Source organism: Kitasatospora atroaurantiaca (genome assembly GCF_007828955.1).
In the GTDB taxonomy this organism is placed as follows: Bacteria; Actinomycetota; Actinomycetes; order Streptomycetales; family Streptomycetaceae; genus Kitasatospora; species Kitasatospora atroaurantiaca.
This window is the reverse complement of the sequence record NZ_VIVR01000001.1, coordinates 6777189-6796237: the sequence shown is the minus strand read 5'-3', so window position 1 is coordinate 6796237 and position 19049 is coordinate 6777189. Positions and strand designations below refer to the sequence as shown.

The following is a 19049-nucleotide window of genomic DNA, read 5'->3' as shown; positions in this document are numbered from 1 at the left end:
AAGTATGGAACGGTAACGCTGAAGGTGAGGGTCAGAGCCCGAGCTGCTCGCCCGACTCGATCCGGACGCCTCGAGCCCAGTCTGCCGCGCGCATCGGCTTCTTGCCCTGCGGCTGGACCTCGCCGAGCTCGATCTCGTGGCTGCCGGTGCCGACCCGGACGCTGTTCTTGCTGACGGCCAGCTCGCCGGCGGCGAGTTCGGAGCTGTCGGTGAGCAGCTTGACCGGGCCGGAGAGCTTGAGCCGCTCGGCCCGGAAGGTAGTCCAGGCGCCGGGGGCGGGCGCGCAGCCGCGCACCAGCCGGTCGATCCGCAGGGCGGGATGGGACCACTCGATCCGGGCGTCCTCGACGGTGAGCTTGGGCGCGAGGGTGATGCCGTCGGCGGGCTGCGGGACGGCCTGCAGGGCGCCGTCCTCGATGCCGTCCATGGTCGCGGTCAGCAGGCGGGCACCGGCGTGGGAGAGGCGGGTGAGCAGCTCGCCGCTGGTGTCGGTGGGGCGGATCTCCTCGGTGAGGATGCCGAAGACCGGGCCGGAGTCCAGGCCCCGCTCGATCAGGAAGGTCGAGGCGCCCGTCACCTCGTCGCCGGCCAGCACCGCGTGCTGGACGGGGGCGGCGCCGCGCCAGGCTGGCAGCAGCGAGAAGTGAAGGTTGACCCAGCCGTGCTTGGGGATGGCCAGTGCGTCCTGGCGCAGCAGCGCACCGTACGCGACGACCGGGCAGCAGTCGGGGGCCAGCTCGGCGAGGCGGGCCAGGAAGTCCGGGTCGCTCGGCTTGGCCGGCTTGAGGATCTCGATCCCGGCCTCCTCGGCGCGCTGGGCGACGGGGCTGGCGACCAGTCGGCGGCCGCGGCCGGCGGGGGCGTCGGGGCGGGTGACCACCGCGACGACCTCGTGCCGGTCGGAGGCCAGCAGGGCGTCCAGGGCGGGGACGGCGACCTCGGGGGTGCCGGCGAAGACGAGGCGCATGCAGAAATCTTTCTGAAGGTGGGCCCCTCCTGCCCGGCGCCGGGCAAGGAGGGCGGTCAGCGGGCGGAGCCGAAGGTGCTGTGCGGGGAGATCCTGACGGTCGGTGCCGGGCCGTCGCCCCACTCGGCCTCGCGGATCGCCTTCAGCGCGGCCTTCCGCTGCTCGCGGTCGAGGCGGTCGATGAAGATGATCCCGTCCAGGTGGTCGGTCTCGTGCTGGATGCAGCGGGCGAGCAGCTCGGTGCCCTCGATGCGTACCGGGTCGCCGTGCATGTTGAAGCCCTTGGCGACCACCCCGTACGCGCGCTTGGTGTCGAAGCGAAGGCCGGGCAGCGAGAGGCAGCCCTCGGGGCCGTCCTGCTCCTCGTCGGTGAGCGAGAGGTCGGGGTTGATCAGGTGGCCGACCACGCCGTCCACGTTGTAGGTGAACACCCGCAGCGAGACGCCGAGCTGAGGGGCCGCCAGGCCCGCGCCGGGGGCGTCCAGCATGGTGTCGGTGAGGTCCTTGACGAGCTTCCGAAGCTCCTTGTCGAAGGTCGTCACCGGCTTCGCGGTGGCGCGCAGCACGGGGTCGCCGAATATCCGGATCGGCTGGATCGGCATGGCTGCGGGCTCCTGTCGGCACGGAAATCAGCAAGGCTCACCAGGCAGTCTATGCAATGCATCCTGCCCGTTCGGTCGTACTTCTGGCATATCCCGTCTGGTCCGGGCGCGTGACCCCTGCCCCTGGTCCCGCGTTGGTCAAGTGAGATTGACCGGGGCGCGAGGCGTTCCGGCCGCGAGTTACCTACGGAGAGGTGGCACCACGGCCATGGCCGAGCAGATCAACCACGACGCCCGGGCGCGGGCCAGCCTGCACCTGCTGGTGCGGGACATCGAGCGGGTACGGCGGCAGGTCGACGCGCTGCGGACGCTGACCGCGCAGCTGGGCAACGTCTACCGGCCGCGTCGGCCGAGCACTTCCGCCGGGTTCGTGGTGTACGGGCGGGCGCCCGCGCCGACGGTGCGGCTGGCCCAGGAGCTGCGCGAGAGCGTGGAGACGCTGGTCGCCGCGGCCGTCGAGTTCGACCGGGCGCTCGGGTTCTCCTGGGACTCGGTGGGCTCGGCGCTGGGCGTCACCAAGCAGGCCGTGCACCGGCGGTACGGGATGAGGCGTCCCAGCACCGAGCTGCTGGCGGCGGGCGTGGTGACGGCGCCGGCCGTCCCGGGCCGGTCCAGGCCGGACCGCGGCGAGGAGCTCCCGCCGCCCGCGCCACCGTTGACCAGGAGCGTCCCGGCCGCCCGCCAGGGCGGCCTCGACCGCCAAGGGGTACCGCTCCGGGGCTGACGGCTCCGGAGCCGGCCCGCTCAGCCGATGTCGAGCGGGTCGATCCTGACCTTCACCGGGTCCGGGGTACGCAGTGCCACCCGGGCGATCTGCGCGGCCTTCAGCGAGGCCGCGAGCGCCGAGCCCTGGCCGGGGGCGACCCGGAGCAGCGCCCGCTCCAGCTCCTCGCCCCGGCCGCCGGGCGCCGGGACCGGCCCGAGGATGTCGGTGCCCTCCGGCAGCCGGACCAGCGAGAGCAGGTCGGCGACGGCGTGCGGGGCACCCGTGACGGAGGCCATCCGGGAGACCGGTGGGAAGTGCAGCTGGGCACGCTCCTCCAGCTCGAGCGCGGCGTGCCCGGCCGGGTCCCAGCGGACCAGCGCCTGGACCGGGCGGGCCGTCGGCTCGGCGACCACCACCACCGTGCCGCCCTCCGCCGAGGGCCTGACCAGCCCGGCCGCCGTGAGCCAGAGCCGCAGGGCCTCCTCGCCCGCCCGCAGGTCGGGGCGGCCGAGCAGGGCCCAGCCGTCCAGCAGCAGTGCGGCCGCGTAGCCGCCCTCGGCGACCGGTTCGGCCCCGGGCGTGGAGATCACCAGCGCGGGCTCGCCGGGCACCGAGGCGAGCACCGCGTCCCGCCCGGAGGTCCGGACCGGCACCCGGGGGAAGGCCTTGCCCAGCTCCTCCGCCGTCCGTCGAGCCCCGACCACCTGCGCGCGCAGCCGGAACGACCCGCACTCGGTGCAGTGCCAGTCCGCCTCCGGCTGCCCGCACCAGGAACACTCCAGCGCCGAGCCCGCCGAGCGGGCCTCCAGCGGCCCGACACAGTGCCGGCAGCGCGCCGGCGTACGGCAGCGCCCGCACGCCAGCCTCGGGACGTAGCCCCGCCGGGGCACCTGGATCAGCACCGGCCCCCTTTTCAGCGCGTCCTGGGCCACCTCCATGGCGAGCCAGGGCAGGCGGGCCGCCTGGGCGGCGGCGTCGCGGGCCTGGTCCTGGTCCGTGACCGTACGGACCCTCGGGGCCACCGCGCGGACCGTCTCGCGCTCGGCGGCCAGCGGCCTGGCCCAGCCCGTCCGCAGCAGCTGCGCCGCCTCGACGGTCACCGAGAGCCCGCCGAGCAGCACCCCGGCCCCCTCCTCGGCGGCCCGCAGCAGGGCGACCTCGCGTACGTGCGGGTGCGGGGCGCGGGGATCGCTGTGACTGCCGTCGCCGTCCGACCAGACCACCACGAGGCCGAGATCGCGTACGGGCGCGAACATCGCCGCCCGCGTCCCGATCGCCGCGCGCACCGAGCCGCGGCTCACCGACAGCCAGCGGCGGTAACGCTCCTTGGGCCCGAGGTCGGCCGCCAGCGCGGCGTGCCGGCCGGGACCGATCAGGGCGGTCAGCGCCTCGTCCACCCGGGCCACCGCGCGGCCGTCCGGCAACACCACCAGAACGCCCCGACCACCCGCGAGGGTAGCCGCGACCGCCCGGGCGATCTCCTCCGGCCAGCTGGGCCCGGGCAGCGCCGTCCAGACCGCTCGGGGCGCGCGGCCGGCGGCGCACGCCGTCAGGAAGTCGGGGCCCTGCGGGTAGCGGGCCCAGCTGCCGGGCTCGGGCATCGCCGGCGGGGGCAGCGGCTCCGGGGAGGGCTCGGCCTCGGCCTTGGCGTGCCGGGGCGGCACGGCCAGCTGCAGGACGTCGGCGAGCGAGCCCGCATAGCGGTCGGCGACGGTACGGCAGAGCCTCAGCAGGGCCGGCGTCAGGACGGGCTCGGGCGAGAGCACCTGGGCGAGGGGGGCCAGCGGGCCGGCGTAGTCGCTGTCGGCCCGGCGCTCCACGACGAAGCCGTCGTGCAGCTCCCCGCCCTCGCGCCGCCCGGACACCACACGCGCCCCGAACCGCACCCGCACCCGGACGCCGGGCCGGGCCTCCTCCGCCATGGTGGCGGGAACGGCGTAGTCGAAGAACTGGTCGAGGTGCAGCAGCCCCTTGTCCACCAGCACCCTGGCCACCGGCAGCTGCTCGGCCAGCTGCGCGCCACGCCACGTCCGCGGCTTGGCCCGCCGGACCGTCTCCCGGATGAAGGCCAGCTGCTCCCCGGCGTCGTCGTTGCTGCTCATCGCCCCAAGTCGTATCAGAACGCACCGACAGAAACGCAGCGGCGGCGGCCACCCCCGGAGGGATGACCGCCGCCCGCTGGGACGATCAGGCCTCGACGGCCTTCTTCAGCTCCTCGGCGCGGTCCGTGCGCTCCCAGGTGAAGTCCGCCTCCTCGCGGCCGAAGTGGCCGTACGCGGCGGTCTGGGCGTAGATCGGACGCAGCAGGTCGAGGTCGCGGATGATCGCGGCCGGACGGAGGTCGAAGACCTCGGCGACGGCCTTCTGGATCTTCAGGACCGGGACGGTCTCGGTGCCGAAGGTCTCGACGAAGAGGCCCACGGGCTCGGCCTTGCCGATCGCGTAGGCGACCTGGACCTCGGCGCGGCGGGCCAGGCCGGCCGCGACGATGTTCTTGGCGACCCAGCGCATGGCGTAGGCGGCCGAGCGGTCGACCTTGGACGGGTCCTTGCCGGAGAAGGCGCCGCCACCGTGGCGGGCCATGCCGCCGTAGGTGTCGATGATGATCTTGCGGCCGGTGAGGCCGGCGTCGCCCATCGGGCCGCCGATCTCGAAGCGGCCGGTCGGGTTGACCAGCAGACGGTAGCCGTCGGTCTCCAGGTCGATGCCCTGCTCGGCGAGCGCCTTGAGCTCGGGCTCCACGACGAACTCGCGGATGTCCGGGGTGAGCAGCGACTCCAGGTCGATGTCCGAGGCGTGCTGCGAGGACACCACGACCGTGTCGAGGCGGACGGCCTTGTCGCCGTCGTACTCGATGGTGACCTGGGTCTTGCCGTCGGGGCGCAGGTACGGGATGGTCCCGTTCTTGCGGACCTCGGAGAGGCGGCGGGCCAGGCGGTGCGCCAGGGTGATCGGCAGCGGCATGAGCTCGGGGGTCTCGTCCGACGCGTAGCCGAACATCAGGCCCTGGTCGCCGGCGCCCTGCTTGTCGAGGTGGTCGTCGTCGCCCTCGACGCGAGCCTCGTAGGCGGTGTCGACGCCCTGCGCGATGTCGGGGGACTGCGCGCCGATGGACACCGACACGCCGCAGGAGGCGCCGTCGAAGCCCTTCTTGGAGCTGTCGTAACCGATCTCGAGGATCTTGTCCCGGACGAGCTGCGCGATGGGCGCGTAAGCCTTGGTGGTCACCTCGCCGGCGATGTGCACCAGGCCGGTGGTGATCAGCGTCTCCACGGCGACCCGGGAGGTCGGGTCGTCCTTGAGGAGAGCGTCCAGGATGGTGTCGCTGATCTGGTCAGCGATCTTGTCGGGGTGTCCCTCGGTGACGGACTCCGAGGTGAACAGGCGGCGAGACACAGCGCTCCCTGGGGTTGCAGCGGCTGCTGACTGAATGCCCCGGGGGTCCGAGGCATCCGGAAAGACTTGATGCCTGGAGTGTAACGGTCGGCTACCTGAGACGGGCACTCCCCCGTCGCAGGTGAGACGGAACACGCAGCAATCCGACCGTTCAGCCGAGTCGGGCCGCGACCTCGTCCCAGACCGCGTCGGCCAGCGATTCCTTGGGGCCGTCGGGAATGGTCACCTCGGTGCCGTCAGCGCCCAGCACGACCGCCGCGTTGGTGTCCTGCCCGAAGGCCTTTCCGCCGCCGACCTCGTTGACCACCAGGAGATCGCAGCCCTTGCGGGCGAGCTTGGCCCGGCCGTTGGCGAGCACGTCGTCGGTCTCGGCGGCGAAGCCGACCACCAGCTGGCCCGGCCGTGCCCGGTGGGCGGAGATCTCGGCGAGGATGTCGGGGTTGCGCACCAGGGCGACCGGGGCCGGGTCGACCCCTTCCACCTTCTTGATCTTGCCGGTGGCGTACTCGGCGGGCCGGAAGTCGGCGACGGCGGCGGCCATCACCACCACGTCGGCGTCCACGACCGCCTTCAGCGCCGCCTCGCGCAGCTGCAGCGCGGTGGAGACCCGGACGACGTCCACCCCGGCGGGGTCGGGCAGCTCGGCGTTGGCGGAGAGCAGGGTGACCCTGGCGCCCCGGGCGGCCGCGGTGGCGGCCAGCGCGTAGCCCTGCTTGCCGGAGGAGAGGTTGCCGAGGAAGCGCACCGGGTCAAGGGGCTCCCGGGTGCCGCCGGCCGAGACCACCACATGACGGCCCGCCAGGTCGGTGTCCAGACCGCCGCGGGCGAGCACCCGGCGGCAGACCTCGAAGATCTCGGACGGATCGGGCAGCCGGCCCTTGCCGGTGTCCACACCGGTCAGGCGCCCGACGGCCGGCTCCAGCACGATCGCGCCCCGGCGGCGCAGCGTGGCGACGTTCTCCTGGGTGGCCGGGTGCTCCCACATCTCGGTGTGCATGGCGGGGGCGAAGACCACCGGACAGCGCGCGGTGAGCAGCGTGTTGGTCAGCAGGTCGTCGGCCAGGCCGTGGGCGGCCTTGGCCATCAGGTCGGCGGTGGCGGGGGCGACCACGACCAGGTCGGCATTCTGACCGATCCGCACGTGCGGGACCTCGTGCACCGTCTCCCAGGTTTCGGTGGCCGCGGGACGGCCGGAGAGCGCGGCCCAGGTGGCCTCGCCGACGAAGTGCATCGCGGCGGCCGTCGGCACCACGGTCACCCGGTGCCCGGACTCGGTCAGCCGCCGCAGCAGCTCGCAGGCCTTGTACGCGGCGATGCCGCCGCTGACGCCGAGGACGACACGTGGGGCACTCGCGCTCATGGTGTGGCTCTCTCCTCCGGTTCGGATCGCCTCAACCCTACGGCCCCTCAGACACGGCCTGCACTATGCCCTCAGACACGTCCTGCACCAGGGCCCCCGGCACAGCGAAGGGGCCCGCCGGAACGAATCCGACGGGCCCCTTCGACGACAGGCTCAGGCAGCCTCGATGGCCTCTGCGGTGAGCATGCCGGCATTGATCTCGCGCAGCGCGATCGACAGCGGCTTCTCGTGCACGTGGGTGTCGACCAGCGGGCCGACGTACTCCAGGAGACCCTCACCGAGCTGCGAGTAGTACGCGTTGATCTGACGCGCGCGCTTGGCGGCGTAGATCACCAGGCTGTACTTGGAGTCGGTGGCCTCGAGCAGCTCATCGATCGGCGGGTTGATGATGCCCTCGGGCGCGGTCATGGAAGAGGACACGCGAAAACCTTCCGAAAGGGTGGCAAAGACAGAATGCTGATCAGATCAACATGATCTGATCAGGCTACACCGAGCAAGGCTAGCAGTTCGGCCGCTACCTGCTCGACCGACGTGTTGACAAGGGTCGTGTCGAACTCGGTCTCGGCGGCCAGCTCGACCTTCGCCGCCTCCAGCCGCTTCTCGATGACGTCCTGCGGCTCGGTGCCCCGGCCGGTGAGCCGGCGGACCAGCTCGTCCCAGCTCGGCGGGGCCAGGAAGACCAGCAGCGCCTCGGGCATCGACTCCCGCACCTGGCGGGCGCCCTGCAGATCGATCTCCAGCAGGACCGGTACGCCGTTCTCCAGCTTCTCCAGCACGGCCTGGCGCGGCGTGCCGTACCGGTTGCCGGCGAAGACGGCCCACTCCAGCAGCTCGCCGTTGGCGATCAGCTTGTCGAATTCATCGTTGTCGACGAAGTAGTAGTGGACCCCGTCCTTCTCGCCGGGCCTCGGGTGGCGGGTCGTCACCGACACCGAGAGCCAGACCTCGGGGTGCTGCTTCCTCATATGAGCGACGACCGTGCTCTTGCCGACCCCCGAAGGGCCGGAGAGCACGGTCAGCCGCGGACGCTCACTCATGCACCGATTATCCCGGATCGCGGACGATCCGGGGACCACGGGGCCGAGCCGGGGGTTGTTCAGGAGGCGGTGCTGCCGAACTCCCGCTCCAGCGAGGCGATCTGGTTCGTACCGAGGCCGCGCACCCGGCGGCTCTCGCTGATACCCAGACGCTCCATGATCTGCTTGGCGCGCACCTTGCCGACGCCCGGAAGGCTCTCCAGCAGAGCGGACACCTTCATCTTGCCGATGACCTCGTCGTCGGCCTTGCCCGCCTTGATCACGTCGTGAAGCGAGGCACCGGAGTGCTTCAGCTTGTTCTTCACGTCGGCGCGCTTCCGGCGAGCATCGGCAGCCTTGGCGAGCGCGGCGGTGCGCTGTTCAGGGGTAAGGGGCGGAAGAGCCACGCCGTTCACCTCAGGGTGTGGAAGGAAGGGATGAGCTATGACTGGTTGGTGCCACGGACACCGGTTGCAGTGGAACCTAACGGCTCTGACCTGCAAGAGCAACGGTTTCCGCAGCCCTTCGATGACCTACCGCCGGACACTACCCAACTTGAGCCCCCGCGTCAGGAAAAGAACACGAAAAGTCCTGGTCAGCCAAGGCCGACCAGGACTTTTCCGGGCATAACGACCGGCCCTGGGCCAAGATTCTCAGGCGAGTGTGACGGTGCTCACTACTTCACCACGGCGCTGATCTCCTCGACGAACCGCGCCGAGGCCGCGCGCAGCGCCGCCACCGAAGGCCCGTGCTTGAGCACGTCCCGGCTGACGCTGGGCACCACATGGCGGACGGCGTCGCCGAAGACCCGCGGCAGATCCGCCGCGGTCGCCCCCTGCGCGCCGACGCCGGGGGCGAGCAGCGGGCCGTTGATCTCCAGGTCGACCCCGGCCTCGGTAAGGGTCGCACCGACCACCGCGCCGAAGGAGCCGAGCGGCTCGGCGCCCTCGTTCTCGGCCGCGAGCCGGCGCAGGACGCCCTGGGCCACGCTCTCCCCGCCGGCCGCCACCGCACGCTGCACCTCGGCGCCCTCCGGGTTGGAGGTCAGCGCCAGCGCGAACACACCCGCGCCGTTGGCCCGGGCCAGGTCGAGCGCCGGCTGCAGCGAGCCGAAGCCCAGGTACGGGCTGACCGTGAGCGCGTCCGAGAAGAGCGGGCCGGCGGGCGACAGGAAGGTCTCGGCGTACGCGGCCATGGTGGAGCCGATGTCGCCGCGCTTGGCGTCCATCAGCACCAGGGCACCGGCCTCGCGGGCCTCGGCGACGGTCTGCTCCAGGACGGCGATGCCGCGGCTGCCGAAGCGCTCGAAGAAGGCGGCCTGCGGCTTGAGCACGGCGACCTCGCCGGCCAGCGCCTCGACCACGGTCCGGCTGAACCGCTCCAGCCCGGCGACGTCGTCACCGAGCCCCCAGGCGGCGAGCAGGGAGGCGTGCGGGTCGATGCCGACGCACAGCCGGCCGCGGGTCTCGAGCGCGTGGTGGAGGCGGGCGCCGAACGGAGCGAGGGTCATGACAGCCTTTCAGCAGTGACGGGACGGTGGGCGAACCCCACCGCGTCGGTGAACTTGGCGAAACCTCGGGCCGCCAGCTCGGTGCGCAGCTCGTCGAGGATGCGCAGCGGGGCGGCCGGGTCGTTGAACAGAGCGGTGCCGACGGCCAGGCCGCTCGCGCCGGCCAGCGCGAACTCCAGGGCGTCGCGGCCGGTACGGATGCCGCCCATACCGAGGATGGGCACCTGCGGGATGCGTCCGGCCAGCATCGCGGCGTGCACCTGGTGCACGCAGCGGATGGCGGTCGGGCGGATCGCGGGCCCGGAGAGGCCGCCGGTGCCGCCGGCCACCGCGGGCCGCATGGTGTCGAGATCGATGGCCATGCCGAGCGAGGTGTTGATCATCGAGAGGCCGTCCGCCCCGGCCTGGACGCAGGCGGCGGCGATCTCGGTGATCGAGGTGACGTCCGGCGAGAGCTTGGCGTACACCGGCAGCCCGGCCTCGGCCACCTTGCGGACGGCGCGGACCACGTCGTAGGAGGTGGCCGGGTTGCAGGCGAAGACCTGGCCCCGGTCGGCGATGTTGGGGCAGGAGATGTTGAGCTCCAGGCCGATCACCCCGGGCTGCCCGTTGAGCTGCTCGGCGACCTCGGCGAACTCCTCCAGCCGCTCCCCCGCGATCGAGACCAGCACCCGGGCGCCGCGCTCGGCCAGCCACGGCAGCTCGTGCTTGACGAAGGAGGCGATGCCGGAGCCCTGCAGCCCGATCGCGTTGAGCATGCCGGACGGCGTCTCGGCCATCCGGGGAGTGGCGAGGCCGGAGCGCGGGCTCGCCATGATCGTCTTGGTGGTGACGGAGCCCAGCGCGTCCAGCGGGACGAACTTGGCCAGCTCGCGCCCGTACCCCGCGCAGCCGGACGCGGTGGTGAGCGGGTTGGGCAGGGTCAGCGCGCCGAAGGGGACTCTGAGGTCGACGTCGTCGGTCTGCATCAGCCCTTCACTCCCATCGCGGCGGCGCCTTCGAGATCGGCGGGGACGGTCCCGATGTCGTTCCAGCGGACCCGGGCACCGTCGAAGACCGGGCCGTCGGTGCAGGAGCGGACGAAGCGGCTGACACCGTCCTCGCCGACCACCGGCAGAACACAGGTCATGCAGATGCCGACGCCGCAGGCCATCGCCTCCTCCACGGAGGTGTGGCAGCGCGCCCCGAGGTCGAGGGCGATGCCGGTGACGGCCCGGAGCACCGGCATCGGGCCGCAGGCGTGGACGACCGTCGCGTCGATCGCCCTGATGGCCTGGGCGAGCGGCTCGGTGACCGGGCCCGGCAGGCCCGCCGAACCGTCCTCGGTGACCACCAGGACGTCCTGGGTGAGCGCCCGGGCCTGTTCGACCCCGTACAGCTGCGCGACGGTCGGGGCACCGAGGATGAACCCGATCTGGCCGCCGCGGCGCTTGATCTCCTCGCCGAGCGCGAGCAGCGGCGCGATGCCGTAGCCGGCGGCCACCAGCAGGGCGCTGACCGGGCCGTCCGGCAGCGGGAAGGGCGTGCCGAGCGGAGCGATCAGGTCGAGCCGGTCGCCGGGCCGGGCCCGGCGCAGCTCCCCAGTGCCGTGGCCCTGCTCGGCGATCACCAGCTCGACCGTCCCGGCCTCGACGTCGGCCCGGTGGATCGAGAAGGCCCGCCGGAGCAGCATCGAGGAGTGCCGCCCGCCGACCGCCAGGGTCGCGAAGTGGCCCGGGCGGACGCGCGGCGCCGCCTCGGGGGCGCGCAGCACCAGCCGGTGGTACGCGCCCTCGGCGGTGCTGGAGAGCACCTCGGCTTCGGTCTGGACTGGGTGGGCCATGTGGTTCACCTTTCGGCTGCCCTACGCGCTTGACGGAGTGCACTCTGGCAAACCGGACCGTGACCTGTCACTTTGTCCGCACACCGTTTCGAGCTGTCATGCGGCCTTCGCGGTGCCCACCGCCTCGGCGATGTTCTTGAAGCCGCCGGCCTTCAGCCGCGCCGACAGGCCCTTGTGCATCCGGCGCATCCAGAACGGGCCCTCGTAGATGAAGGCGCTGTACCCCTGCACCAGGTCGGCGCCGTGGACGATCCGCTCCCACGCGTCCTCGGCGGTCTCGATGCCGCCGACCGCGACCAGCGTCAGCCGGCCCTCGGTGCGGGCGCGCAGGCGCTGCAGCACCTCCAGCGAGCGGGCCTTCAGCGGGGCGCCGGAGAGCCCGCCCATGCCGATCTCCTCGATCCGCGCGGCCGACTCCTTCAGCCCCTCGCGGCCGATCGTCGTGTTGGTGGCGATGATGCCGTCCAGGCCGAGGTGCAGCGCCATGTCGGCGATCTCGTCGATGTCCTCGTCGGCCAGGTCGGGGGCGATCTTCACCAGCAGCGGGACATGGTGGGAGGTGACCTCGTCGGCCTTCTTGCGGACGTCCCAGAGCAGCGGGCCGAGGATCTCGACGGCCTGGAGGTTGCGCAGGCCGGGGGTGTTCGGCGAGCTGACGTTGACCACCAGGTAGTCCGCGTGCGGCGCGAGCCGCTCGGTGCTCTTGAGGTAGTCCGCGGTGGCGTCGACCTCCTCGACCACCTTGGTCTTGCCGATGTTGACGCCCACCACCGGGGTGGAGGTGGTGCGCTGACGGGGGGCCAGGCGGGCGGCGACCCGCTCCGAGCCCTGGTTGTTGAAGCCCATCCGGTTGATCAGCGCGCGGTCCTCGACCAGGCGGAACAGCCGCGGCGCGGGGTTGCCCGGCTGCGGCTCACCGGTGATGGTGCCGACCTCGATGAAGTCGAAGCCCAGCATCGACAGGCCGTCGATGCCGATGCCGTTCTTGTCGAAGCCCGCGCCGAGCCCGAACGGACCGGGCAGGTCGAGCCCGAGCGCGGTGGTCCGCAGCGCGGGGTCGCGCGGGGCCAGCGCCAGGCGGACCAGCTGCTTGAGGCCCGGGACGGAGGCCGCGAGACGGATCCAGAAGAAGGCGAGGTGGTGGGCCTTCTCCGGGTCCATCTTCTTGAAGACCAGGTTGAACAGAAGCTTGTACAAAAGCTGAGCCTTCCTCAGAGGGCATGGAAGTGGGGGGCACCAGGTCTCGGTGCCCCCCACTAGGGTCCTGCTACTTGCGGCCGGAGTTGATCAGCGCCGCGTGCTCCTGAAGCGACATCACACCGACCTCGCCGCGCAGCAGCGCGTCGATGCCCTGGACGGCCGCACCCATCGCCTGAACGGTCGTCAGGCAGGGGACCGCGCGGGCGACGGCGGCGGTCCGGATCTCGTAGCCGTCGAGGCGGCCGCCGGTGCCGTACGGCGTGTTGATGATCAGGTCGACCTCACCGTCGTGGATCAGCTGGACGATGGTCCGCTCGCCGTTCGGGCCCTCGCCCTCGCTGTGCTTGCGCACCAGCGTGGACGGGATGCCGCCGCGCTGCAGGACCTCGGCGGTGCCGGCCGTGGCGAGCACCTCGAAGCCCAGCTCGACCAGCGCGCGGGCCGGGAAGACCAGGTTGCGCTTGTCGCGGTTGGCGACCGAGACGAAGACCTTGCCCTTGGTCGGCAGCGCGCCGTACGCGCCGGCCTGGGCCTTGGCGTACGAGGTGCCGAAGACCTTGTCGATGCCCATGACCTCGCCGGTCGAGCGCATCTCCGGGCCGAGCACGGTGTCCACGCCGCGGCCGTGGATGTCGCGGAAGCGGCTCCACGGCATCACGGCCTCCTTGACGGAGATCGGGCAGTCGGCGGGCAGTGTGCCGCCGTCGCCCTCGGCCGGGAGCATGCCCTCGGTGCGCAGCTCGGCGATGGTCGCGCCCAGCGAGATCCGGGCGGCGGCCTTGGCCAGCGGGACGGCCGTCGCCTTGGAGGTGAACGGCACGGTCCGCGAGGCGCGCGGGTTGGCCTCGAGGACGTAGAGGATGTCGCCGGAGAGCGCGAACTGGATGTTGATCAGACCGCGGACGCCGACGCCGCGCGCGATGGCCTCGGTGGAGGTGCGCAGGCGCTTGATGTCGTACCCGCCGAGGGTGATCGGGGGCAGGGCGCAGGCCGAGTCGCCGGAGTGGATACCGGCCTCCTCGATGTGCTCCATGACGCCGCCGAGGTAGAGCTCGGTGCCGTCGTAGAGCGCGTCCACGTCGATCTCGACCGCGTCGTCCAGGAAGCGGTCGATCAGCACGGGGTGCTCGGAGATCAGACCGGCGTGCCGCTCCAGGTACGAGGCGAGGGAGGGCTCGTCGTAGACGATCTCCATGCCGCGGCCGCCGAGCACGTACGAGGGGCGGGCGAGGACGGGGTAGCCGATCTCGTCGGCGATCGCCTTGGCCTCCTCGAAGGAGAAGGCGGTGCCGTGCTTGGGGGCCGGCAGGCCCGCGTCGCGCAGCACGCGGCCGAAGGCGCCGCGCTCCTCGGCCAGGTCGATGGCCTCGGGCTGGGTGCCGACGATCGGCACGCCGTTGTCCTTGAGCGCCTGGGCCAGGCCCAGCGGGGTCTGGCCGCCGAGCTGGACGATGACGCCCGCGAGCGGCCCGGCCTGCTGCTCGGCGTGGACGATCTCCAGGACGTCCTCCAGGGTGAGCGGCTCGAAGTAGAGCCGGTCGGAGGTGTCGTAGTCGGTGGAGACGGTCTCCGGGTTGCAGTTGACCATCACGGTCTCGTACCCGGCGTCGGCGAGCGCGAACGACGCGTGCACGCAGGAGTAGTCGAACTCGATGCCCTGGCCGATGCGGTTCGGGCCAGAGCCGAGGATGATCACGGCGGGCTTGGTGCGGGGCGCGACCTCGTTCTCCTCGTCGTAGGACGAGTAGAAGTACGGGGTCTTGGCGGCGAACTCGGCGGCGCAGGTGTCGACGGTCTTGAAGACCGGGCGGATGCCGAGCGCGTGCCGGACCTCGCGGACGACGTCCGGCTTGAGGCCGCGGATCTCGCCGATCTGCTGGTCGGAGAAGCCGTGCCGCTTGGCGTGGCGCAGCAGCTCCGGGTCGAGGCGCTCGGCCTCGGCGAGCTCGGCGGCGACCTCGTCCAGCAGGAAGAGCTGGTCGACGAACCACGGGTCGATCTTGGTGGCCTCGAACACCTCCTCCTGGGTGGCGCCCGCCCGGATGGCCTCCATGACGGTGTTGATCCGGCCGTCGGTGGGGACCTGAGCCTTGGTCAGCAGCTCCTGCTTGTCGCCGGTCTCACCGACCCAGGAGAACTGCGAGCCCTTCTTCTCCAGCGAGCGCAGCGCCTTCTGCAGCGCCTCGGTGAAGTTGCGGCCCATGGCCATGGCCTCGCCGACCGACTTCATGGTGGTGGTCAGCGTGGCGTCGGCGCTCGGGAACTTCTCGAACGCGAAGCGCGGGACCTTGACGACCACGTAGTCGAGCGTCGGCTCGAAGGAGGCCGGGGTCTGCTCGGTGATGTCGTTCGGGATCTCGTCCAGCGTGTAGCCGACGGCCAGCTTGGCGGCGATCTTGGCGATCGGGAAGCCGGTGGCCTTGGACGCCAGCGCGGACGAACGAGAGACACGCGGGTTCATCTCGATGACGATGACCCGGCCGTCCTCGGGGTTGACCGCGAACTGGATGTTGCAGCCGCCGGTGTCGACGCCGACCTCGCGGATGACCGCGATGCCGATGTCCCGGAGGATCTGGTACTCACGGTCCGTCAGGGTCATCGCCGGGGCGACGGTGATCGAGTCACCGGTGTGGACGCCCATCGGGTCGAAGTTCTCGATGGAGCAGACGACCACGACGTTGTCGTGCTTGTCGCGCATCAGCTCCAGCTCGTACTCCTTCCAGCCGAGGATGGACTCCTCCAGGAGCACCTCGGTGGTCGGCGAGAGGGTCAGGCCCTGCCCGGCGATGCGGCGCAGGTCCTCCTCGTTGTGGGCGAAGCCGGAGCCGGCGCCGCCCATGGTGAAGGAGGGACGGACGACGACGGGGTAGCCGCCGAGCGTCTCCACGCCGGCCAGGACGTCGTCCATGGAGTGGCAGATCACCGAGCGGGCGGACTCGCCGTGCCCGATCTTGGCGTTGACGGCCTCGACGACGCCCTTGAAGAGCTCGCGGTCCTCGCCCTTGTGGATCGAGTCGACCTTGGCGCCGATCAGCTCGACGTTGTACTTGGCGAGCACGCCGTTGGCGTCCAGCGAGATCGCGGTGTTGAGCGCGGTCTGGCCGCCCAGCGTCGGGAGCAGCGCGTCGGGGCGCTCCTTGGCGATGATCTTCTCGACGAACTCGGGGGTGATCGGCTCGACGTACGTGGCGTCGGCGATCTCCGGGTCGGTCATGATCGTGGCCGGGTTGGAGTTCACCAGGATGACCCGCAGGCCCTCGGCCTTGAGGACCCGGCAGGCCTGCGTACCCGAGTAGTCGAACTCCGCCGCCTGGCCGATGACGATCGGGCCGGAGCCGATCACCAGGACGGACTTGATATCAGTGCGCTTCGGCACGGGTCAGCTCCCTGCGGTGGTGCGGGCCGGGGCACCGGCCATCAGGTCAACGAAGCGGTCGAAGAGGTAAGCCGCATCGTGCGGGCCGGCGGCGGCCTCGGGGTGGTACTGCACGGAGAAAGCGGGCACATCGAGGCACTGCAGGCCCTCGACCACGTCGTCGTTCAGGCAGACATGGGAGACCTCGGCACGGCCGTACGGCGTGTCGCTGACCTTGTCCAGCGGCGCGTTCACGGCGAAGCCGTGGTTGTGCGCGGTGACCTCGACCTTGCCGGTGCTGCGGTCCTGGACGGGCTGGTTGATGCCCCGGTGGCCGTACTTGAGCTTGTACGTGCCGAAGCCCAGCGCGCGGCCGAGGATCTGGTTGCCGAAGCAGATGCCGAACAGCGGCGTCTTGCGCTCCAGCACGCCCTGCATCACCGCGACCTGGTGGTCGGCGGTGGCCGGGTCGCCCGGGCCGTTGGAGAAGAACACGCCGTCGGGGTTGACCGCGTAGACGTCCTCGATGGTGGAGTTGGCGGGGAGCACGTGCACCTCGATGCCGCGCTCGGCCATCCGCTGCGGGGTCATCGCCTTGATGCCGAGGTCCACCGCGGCGACCGTGAAGCGCTTCTCGCCGACGGCCGGGACGACGTACGGCTCGGTGGTGGCGACCTCGGCGCAGAGGTCGGCGCCCTTCATCTCGGGGGCCTGCAGCACCCGGGCGAGCAGCGCGTGCTCGTCCGCCAGGGCGGGGCCGGAGAAGATGCCGACGCGCATCGCGCCGCGCTCCCGCAGGTGGCGGGTGAGCGCGCGGGTGTCGATGCCGCTGATGCCGACGACGCCCTGGTTGGCGAGCTCCTCGTCCAGCGAGCGCCGGGAGCGCCAGTTGGAGGGGATCCGCGAGGGGTCACGGACGACGTACCCGGCGACCCAGATCTGCTTGGACTCGTCGTCCTCGTCGTTCCAGCCGGTGTTGCCGATCTGAGGGGCCGTCATCACGACCACCTGGCGGTGGTACGACGGATCGGTGAGGGTCTCCTGGTAGCCGGACATGCCGGTGTTGAAGACCGCCTCGCCGAAGGTCTCGCCGATGGCGCCGTAGGCCTGGCCACGGAAGGTCCGGCCGTCCTCGAGGACGAGCACGGCAGGCACACGCTCCCGCCTGAGGCGCTGTGTGGTGGGGGCAGGTGCGGTCATGAGGCGGCCTCTTCCGTCTTCTTCGTCTTCGTACGTATGGCGAGAGCATCGACCGCCGCGACCCAGGCGGCGTGCTCATCAGGGTGGTCCGCGCGGAAGCCGGAATCCAGCACCGTCCCCTGGAGCGTCCAGGTGACGACCAGCAGGCCGGCCGGGACGACCTTGCCCGCGATGCCGGAATCCGTCCGGGCACCGGTCAGGTCCTCGGCCGGGATCCAGAGGTCGACGTCACCCGGCCGGCGGACCAGCAGGCCCCGCTCGGTGAGGGTGAGCTCGGCCAGGCTGCGGGTGCCGAGGCCGTGGGCGACCACCCGGTCGAGCCAGTTCCCGGCGGTGGTGGTCCCGTGGTACCGGCCGTTCGCCTCCAGCAGGGCCGGCCCGGGATCGGCCGGGACGGCGGGCAGCGGGGGCAGGTCGGACTGCAGGGTTCGGCGCCAGTTCCAGCCCTGGCGCATCAGCCAGTAGACCAGGCCGATCACGATCAGCAGGCCGACCGTCCAGCCGATGTAGCCGGGCCAGTTGGTGACCTTCGCCTGCTCCTGCGCGAGGTTCGCGATCACGCGAGCTCACCCGGCTCGACCAGCTCGCCGGCCAGCACGGTGGGGACGCCGCGCAGGAAGGTGGCGTGCACCCGTCCGGGCAGCTCAAGGCCCCGGTAGGGGGTGTTGCGGCTGCGGCTCGCGAAGGTCTCGGCGTTCACGGTCCCACGGTACGCGGGATCGAAGAGCACCAGGTTTGCAGGCTCACCGACCGAGACGCGGCGGCCGTGGCCGTCCAGCCGGCCGATCCTGGCGGGGCGGTGCGACATGCGGTCGGCCACGCCCTCCCAGGTCAGCAGGCCGGTCTCGACCATGGTCTGCTGCACCACCGAGAGCGCGGTCTCGAGGCCGACCATGCCCATCGCGGCGACGGCCCAGGCGCAGTCCTTGTCGGCGTCGGGGTGCGGGGCGTGGTCGGTGGCGACGGCGTCGATGGTGCCGTCGGACAGCGCCGAGCGCAGCGCCAGAACGTCGGCCTCGGTACGCAGCGGCGGGTTGACCTTGTAGACCGGGTCGCCGGAGCGGACCAGCTCGTCGGTGAGCAGCAGGTGGTGCGGCGTCACCTCGGCGGTGACGTCCCAGCCCTGCGCCTTGGCCCAGCGGATGATCCGTACCGAGCCGGCGGTGGAGACGTGGCAGACGTGCAGACGGGCGCCGGCGTGCGAGGCGAGCAGCACGTCGCGGGCGATGATCGCCTCCTCGGCGACGGCCGGCCAGCCGCCCAGGCCGAGCTTGGCCGAGACCGTGCCCTCGTTCATCTGGGCCGCCTCGGTGAGCCGCGGCTCCTGGGCGTGCTGGGCGACGACACCGCCGATGGTCTTCACGTACTCCAGCGCGCGGCGCATCAGCACCGCGTCGTCGACGCACTTGCCGTCGTCGGAGAAGACCCGGACGCCCGCGGCGGAGCCGTGCATCGCGGCCAGCTCGGCGAGCTCCTTGCCCTCCAGGCCGACGGTCACGGCGCCGACCGGCTGGACATCGCAGTAGCCGGACGCCTTGCCGAGCTCCCAGACCTGCTCGACCACGGCGGCGTTGTCGGCGACCGGGCTGGTGTTGGCCATCGCGTGGACGGCGGTGTACCCGCCCTTGGCGGCGGCCTGCGTGCCGGTGAGGACGGTCTCGGCGTCCTCCTTGCCGGGCTGGCGCAGGTGGGTGTGCAGGTCGACCAGGCCGGGCAGGACGATCAGGCCGTGGGCGTCGATGTCGACGTCGGCCTCGGTCGTGATGCCGGAGCCGATCTCCTGGATCACGCCGTCCGCGATCAGGATGTCCTGCGGGGCGCCGCCGACGATCTGGGCGTTGCGGATCAGATAGCTGGTGCTCATGGAGCGGTCTCCGGGGTCGGTGCAGGGGTGGAGGGCGTTGCGGGTGAGAGA

Annotated in this window: 17 protein-coding genes; 1 reads left to right on the top strand and 16 read right to left on the bottom strand. The window is 71.8% G+C overall.

What is annotated here, in order from left to right; genetic code table 11:
- Positions 1-31: 31 nt before the first annotated feature.
- Together fmt and def are read right to left on the bottom strand one after the other, a co-directional pair.
- Entirely contained in the window at positions 32-967 is a 936-nt protein-coding gene (gene fmt / locus FB465_RS30590) for a methionyl-tRNA formyltransferase (RefSeq protein ID WP_145795770.1), read from the bottom strand.
- A gap of 56 nt (positions 968-1023) precedes the next feature.
- The gene (gene def, locus FB465_RS30585; protein ID WP_145795768.1) at positions 1024-1569 is read right to left on the bottom strand and encodes a peptide deformylase; all 546 of its coding nucleotides are present in this window, start codon (positions 1567-1569) and stop codon (positions 1024-1026) included.
- 208 nt (positions 1570-1777) lie between these two features.
- On the opposite strand from def, the gene FB465_RS30580 reads away from it, so the two are divergent.
- Entirely contained in the window at positions 1778-2293 is a 516-nt protein-coding gene (locus FB465_RS30580; RefSeq protein ID WP_145795766.1) for a hypothetical protein, read from the top strand.
- Positions 2294-2313: 20 nt separating this feature from the next.
- Here the strand turns inward: FB465_RS30580 and FB465_RS30575 are convergent, their stop codons facing one another.
- The 14 genes from FB465_RS30575 to FB465_RS30510 all read right to left on the bottom strand — a co-directional run bounded on the left by FB465_RS30575 (position 2314) and on the right by FB465_RS30510 (position 18998).
- On the bottom strand, positions 2314-4377 hold the full coding sequence (locus tag FB465_RS30575) for a primosomal protein N' (RefSeq protein WP_145795764.1): 2064 nt from the start codon (positions 4375-4377) through the stop codon (positions 2314-2316).
- An 85-nt stretch (positions 4378-4462) separates the two neighbouring features.
- On the bottom strand, positions 4463-5671 hold the full coding sequence (gene metK, locus FB465_RS30570) for a methionine adenosyltransferase (RefSeq protein ID WP_145795762.1): 1209 nt from the start codon (positions 5669-5671) through the stop codon (positions 4463-4465).
- 151 nt (positions 5672-5822) lie between these two features.
- Positions 5823-7031: a bifunctional phosphopantothenoylcysteine decarboxylase/phosphopantothenate--cysteine ligase CoaBC gene (gene coaBC / locus FB465_RS30565; RefSeq protein WP_145795760.1), complete on the bottom strand. Its 1209-nt coding sequence runs from the start codon at positions 7029-7031 to the stop codon at positions 5823-5825.
- 153 nt (positions 7032-7184) lie between these two features.
- Positions 7185-7451, bottom strand: coding sequence for a DNA-directed RNA polymerase subunit omega (gene rpoZ / locus FB465_RS30560; protein ID WP_030240625.1), 267 nt, complete (start codon positions 7449-7451; stop codon positions 7185-7187).
- 59 nt (positions 7452-7510) lie between these two features.
- Positions 7511-8068, bottom strand: coding sequence for a guanylate kinase (gmk, locus tag FB465_RS30555; RefSeq protein WP_145795758.1), 558 nt, complete (start codon positions 8066-8068; stop codon positions 7511-7513).
- Between the two features lie 59 nt (positions 8069-8127).
- Complete coding sequence (gene mihF, locus FB465_RS30550) at positions 8128-8454, bottom strand: integration host factor, actinobacterial type (RefSeq protein WP_145795756.1); 327 nt, start codon at positions 8452-8454, stop codon at positions 8128-8130.
- A 269-nt stretch (positions 8455-8723) separates the two neighbouring features.
- Positions 8724-9557, bottom strand: coding sequence for an orotidine-5'-phosphate decarboxylase (pyrF, locus tag FB465_RS30545; protein ID WP_145795754.1), 834 nt, complete (start codon positions 9555-9557; stop codon positions 8724-8726).
- Positions 9554-10525, bottom strand: coding sequence for a dihydroorotate dehydrogenase (locus FB465_RS30540; protein ID WP_145795752.1), 972 nt, complete (start codon positions 10523-10525; stop codon positions 9554-9556). Before FB465_RS30540 ends, pyrF begins: the two co-directional genes overlap by 4 nt.
- Entirely contained in the window at positions 10525-11379 is an 855-nt protein-coding gene (locus FB465_RS30535) for a dihydroorotate dehydrogenase electron transfer subunit (protein WP_145795750.1), read from the bottom strand. The genes FB465_RS30540 and FB465_RS30535 overlap by 1 nt, the downstream gene beginning before the upstream one ends.
- Positions 11380-11475: 96 nt before the next feature.
- Positions 11476-12576 (bottom strand): quinone-dependent dihydroorotate dehydrogenase, encoded by a 1101-nt coding sequence (locus FB465_RS30530; RefSeq protein WP_145795748.1) that lies wholly within the window; start codon positions 12574-12576, stop codon positions 11476-11478.
- Positions 12577-12646: 70 nt separating this feature from the next.
- A complete protein-coding gene (gene carB, locus FB465_RS30525) occupies positions 12647-15955 on the bottom strand; it encodes a carbamoyl-phosphate synthase large subunit (protein WP_145795746.1) in 3309 nt (1102 codons plus the stop codon).
- 3 nt (positions 15956-15958) lie between these two features.
- Positions 15959-17134: a glutamine-hydrolyzing carbamoyl-phosphate synthase small subunit gene (gene carA / locus FB465_RS30520; RefSeq protein ID WP_145795744.1), complete on the bottom strand. Its 1176-nt coding sequence runs from the start codon at positions 17132-17134 to the stop codon at positions 15959-15961.
- Positions 17131-17694, bottom strand: a complete 564-nt coding sequence (locus tag FB465_RS30515; protein ID WP_145795743.1) for a PH-like domain-containing protein — start codon at positions 17692-17694, stop codon at positions 17131-17133. The genes carA and FB465_RS30515 overlap by 4 nt, the downstream gene beginning before the upstream one ends.
- Positions 17691-18998 (bottom strand): dihydroorotase, encoded by a 1308-nt coding sequence (locus FB465_RS30510; RefSeq protein ID WP_145795741.1) that lies wholly within the window; start codon positions 18996-18998, stop codon positions 17691-17693. The genes FB465_RS30515 and FB465_RS30510 overlap by 4 nt, the downstream gene beginning before the upstream one ends.
- Positions 18999-19049 lie beyond the last annotated feature (51 nt).

Coding starts and splice junctions, on each gene's coding strand:
- fmt (WP_145795770.1), bottom strand. CDS start 967: ATGCGCCTCGTCTTCGCCGGCACCCCCGAGGTCGCCGTCCCCGCCCTG.
- def (WP_145795768.1), bottom strand. CDS start 1,569: ATGCCGATCCAGCCGATCCGGATATTCGGCGACCCCGTGCTGCGCGCC.
- FB465_RS30580 (WP_145795766.1), top strand. CDS start 1,778: ATGGCCGAGCAGATCAACCACGACGCCCGGGCGCGGGCCAGCCTGCAC.
- FB465_RS30575 (WP_145795764.1), bottom strand. CDS start 4,377: ATGAGCAGCAACGACGACGCCGGGGAGCAGCTGGCCTTCATCCGGGAG.
- coaBC (WP_145795760.1), bottom strand. CDS start 7,031: ATGAGCGCGAGTGCCCCACGTGTCGTCCTCGGCGTCAGCGGCGGCATC.
- gmk (WP_145795758.1), bottom strand. CDS start 8,068: ATGAGTGAGCGTCCGCGGCTGACCGTGCTCTCCGGCCCTTCGGGGGTC.
- pyrF (WP_145795754.1), bottom strand. CDS start 9,557: ATGACCCTCGCTCCGTTCGGCGCCCGCCTCCACCACGCGCTCGAGACC.
- FB465_RS30540 (WP_145795752.1), bottom strand. CDS start 10,525: ATGCAGACCGACGACGTCGACCTCAGAGTCCCCTTCGGCGCGCTGACC.
- FB465_RS30535 (WP_145795750.1), bottom strand. CDS start 11,379: ATGGCCCACCCAGTCCAGACCGAAGCCGAGGTGCTCTCCAGCACCGCC.
- carA (WP_145795744.1), bottom strand. CDS start 17,134: ATGACCGCACCTGCCCCCACCACACAGCGCCTCAGGCGGGAGCGTGTG.
- FB465_RS30510 (WP_145795741.1), bottom strand. CDS start 18,998: ATGAGCACCAGCTATCTGATCCGCAACGCCCAGATCGTCGGCGGCGCC.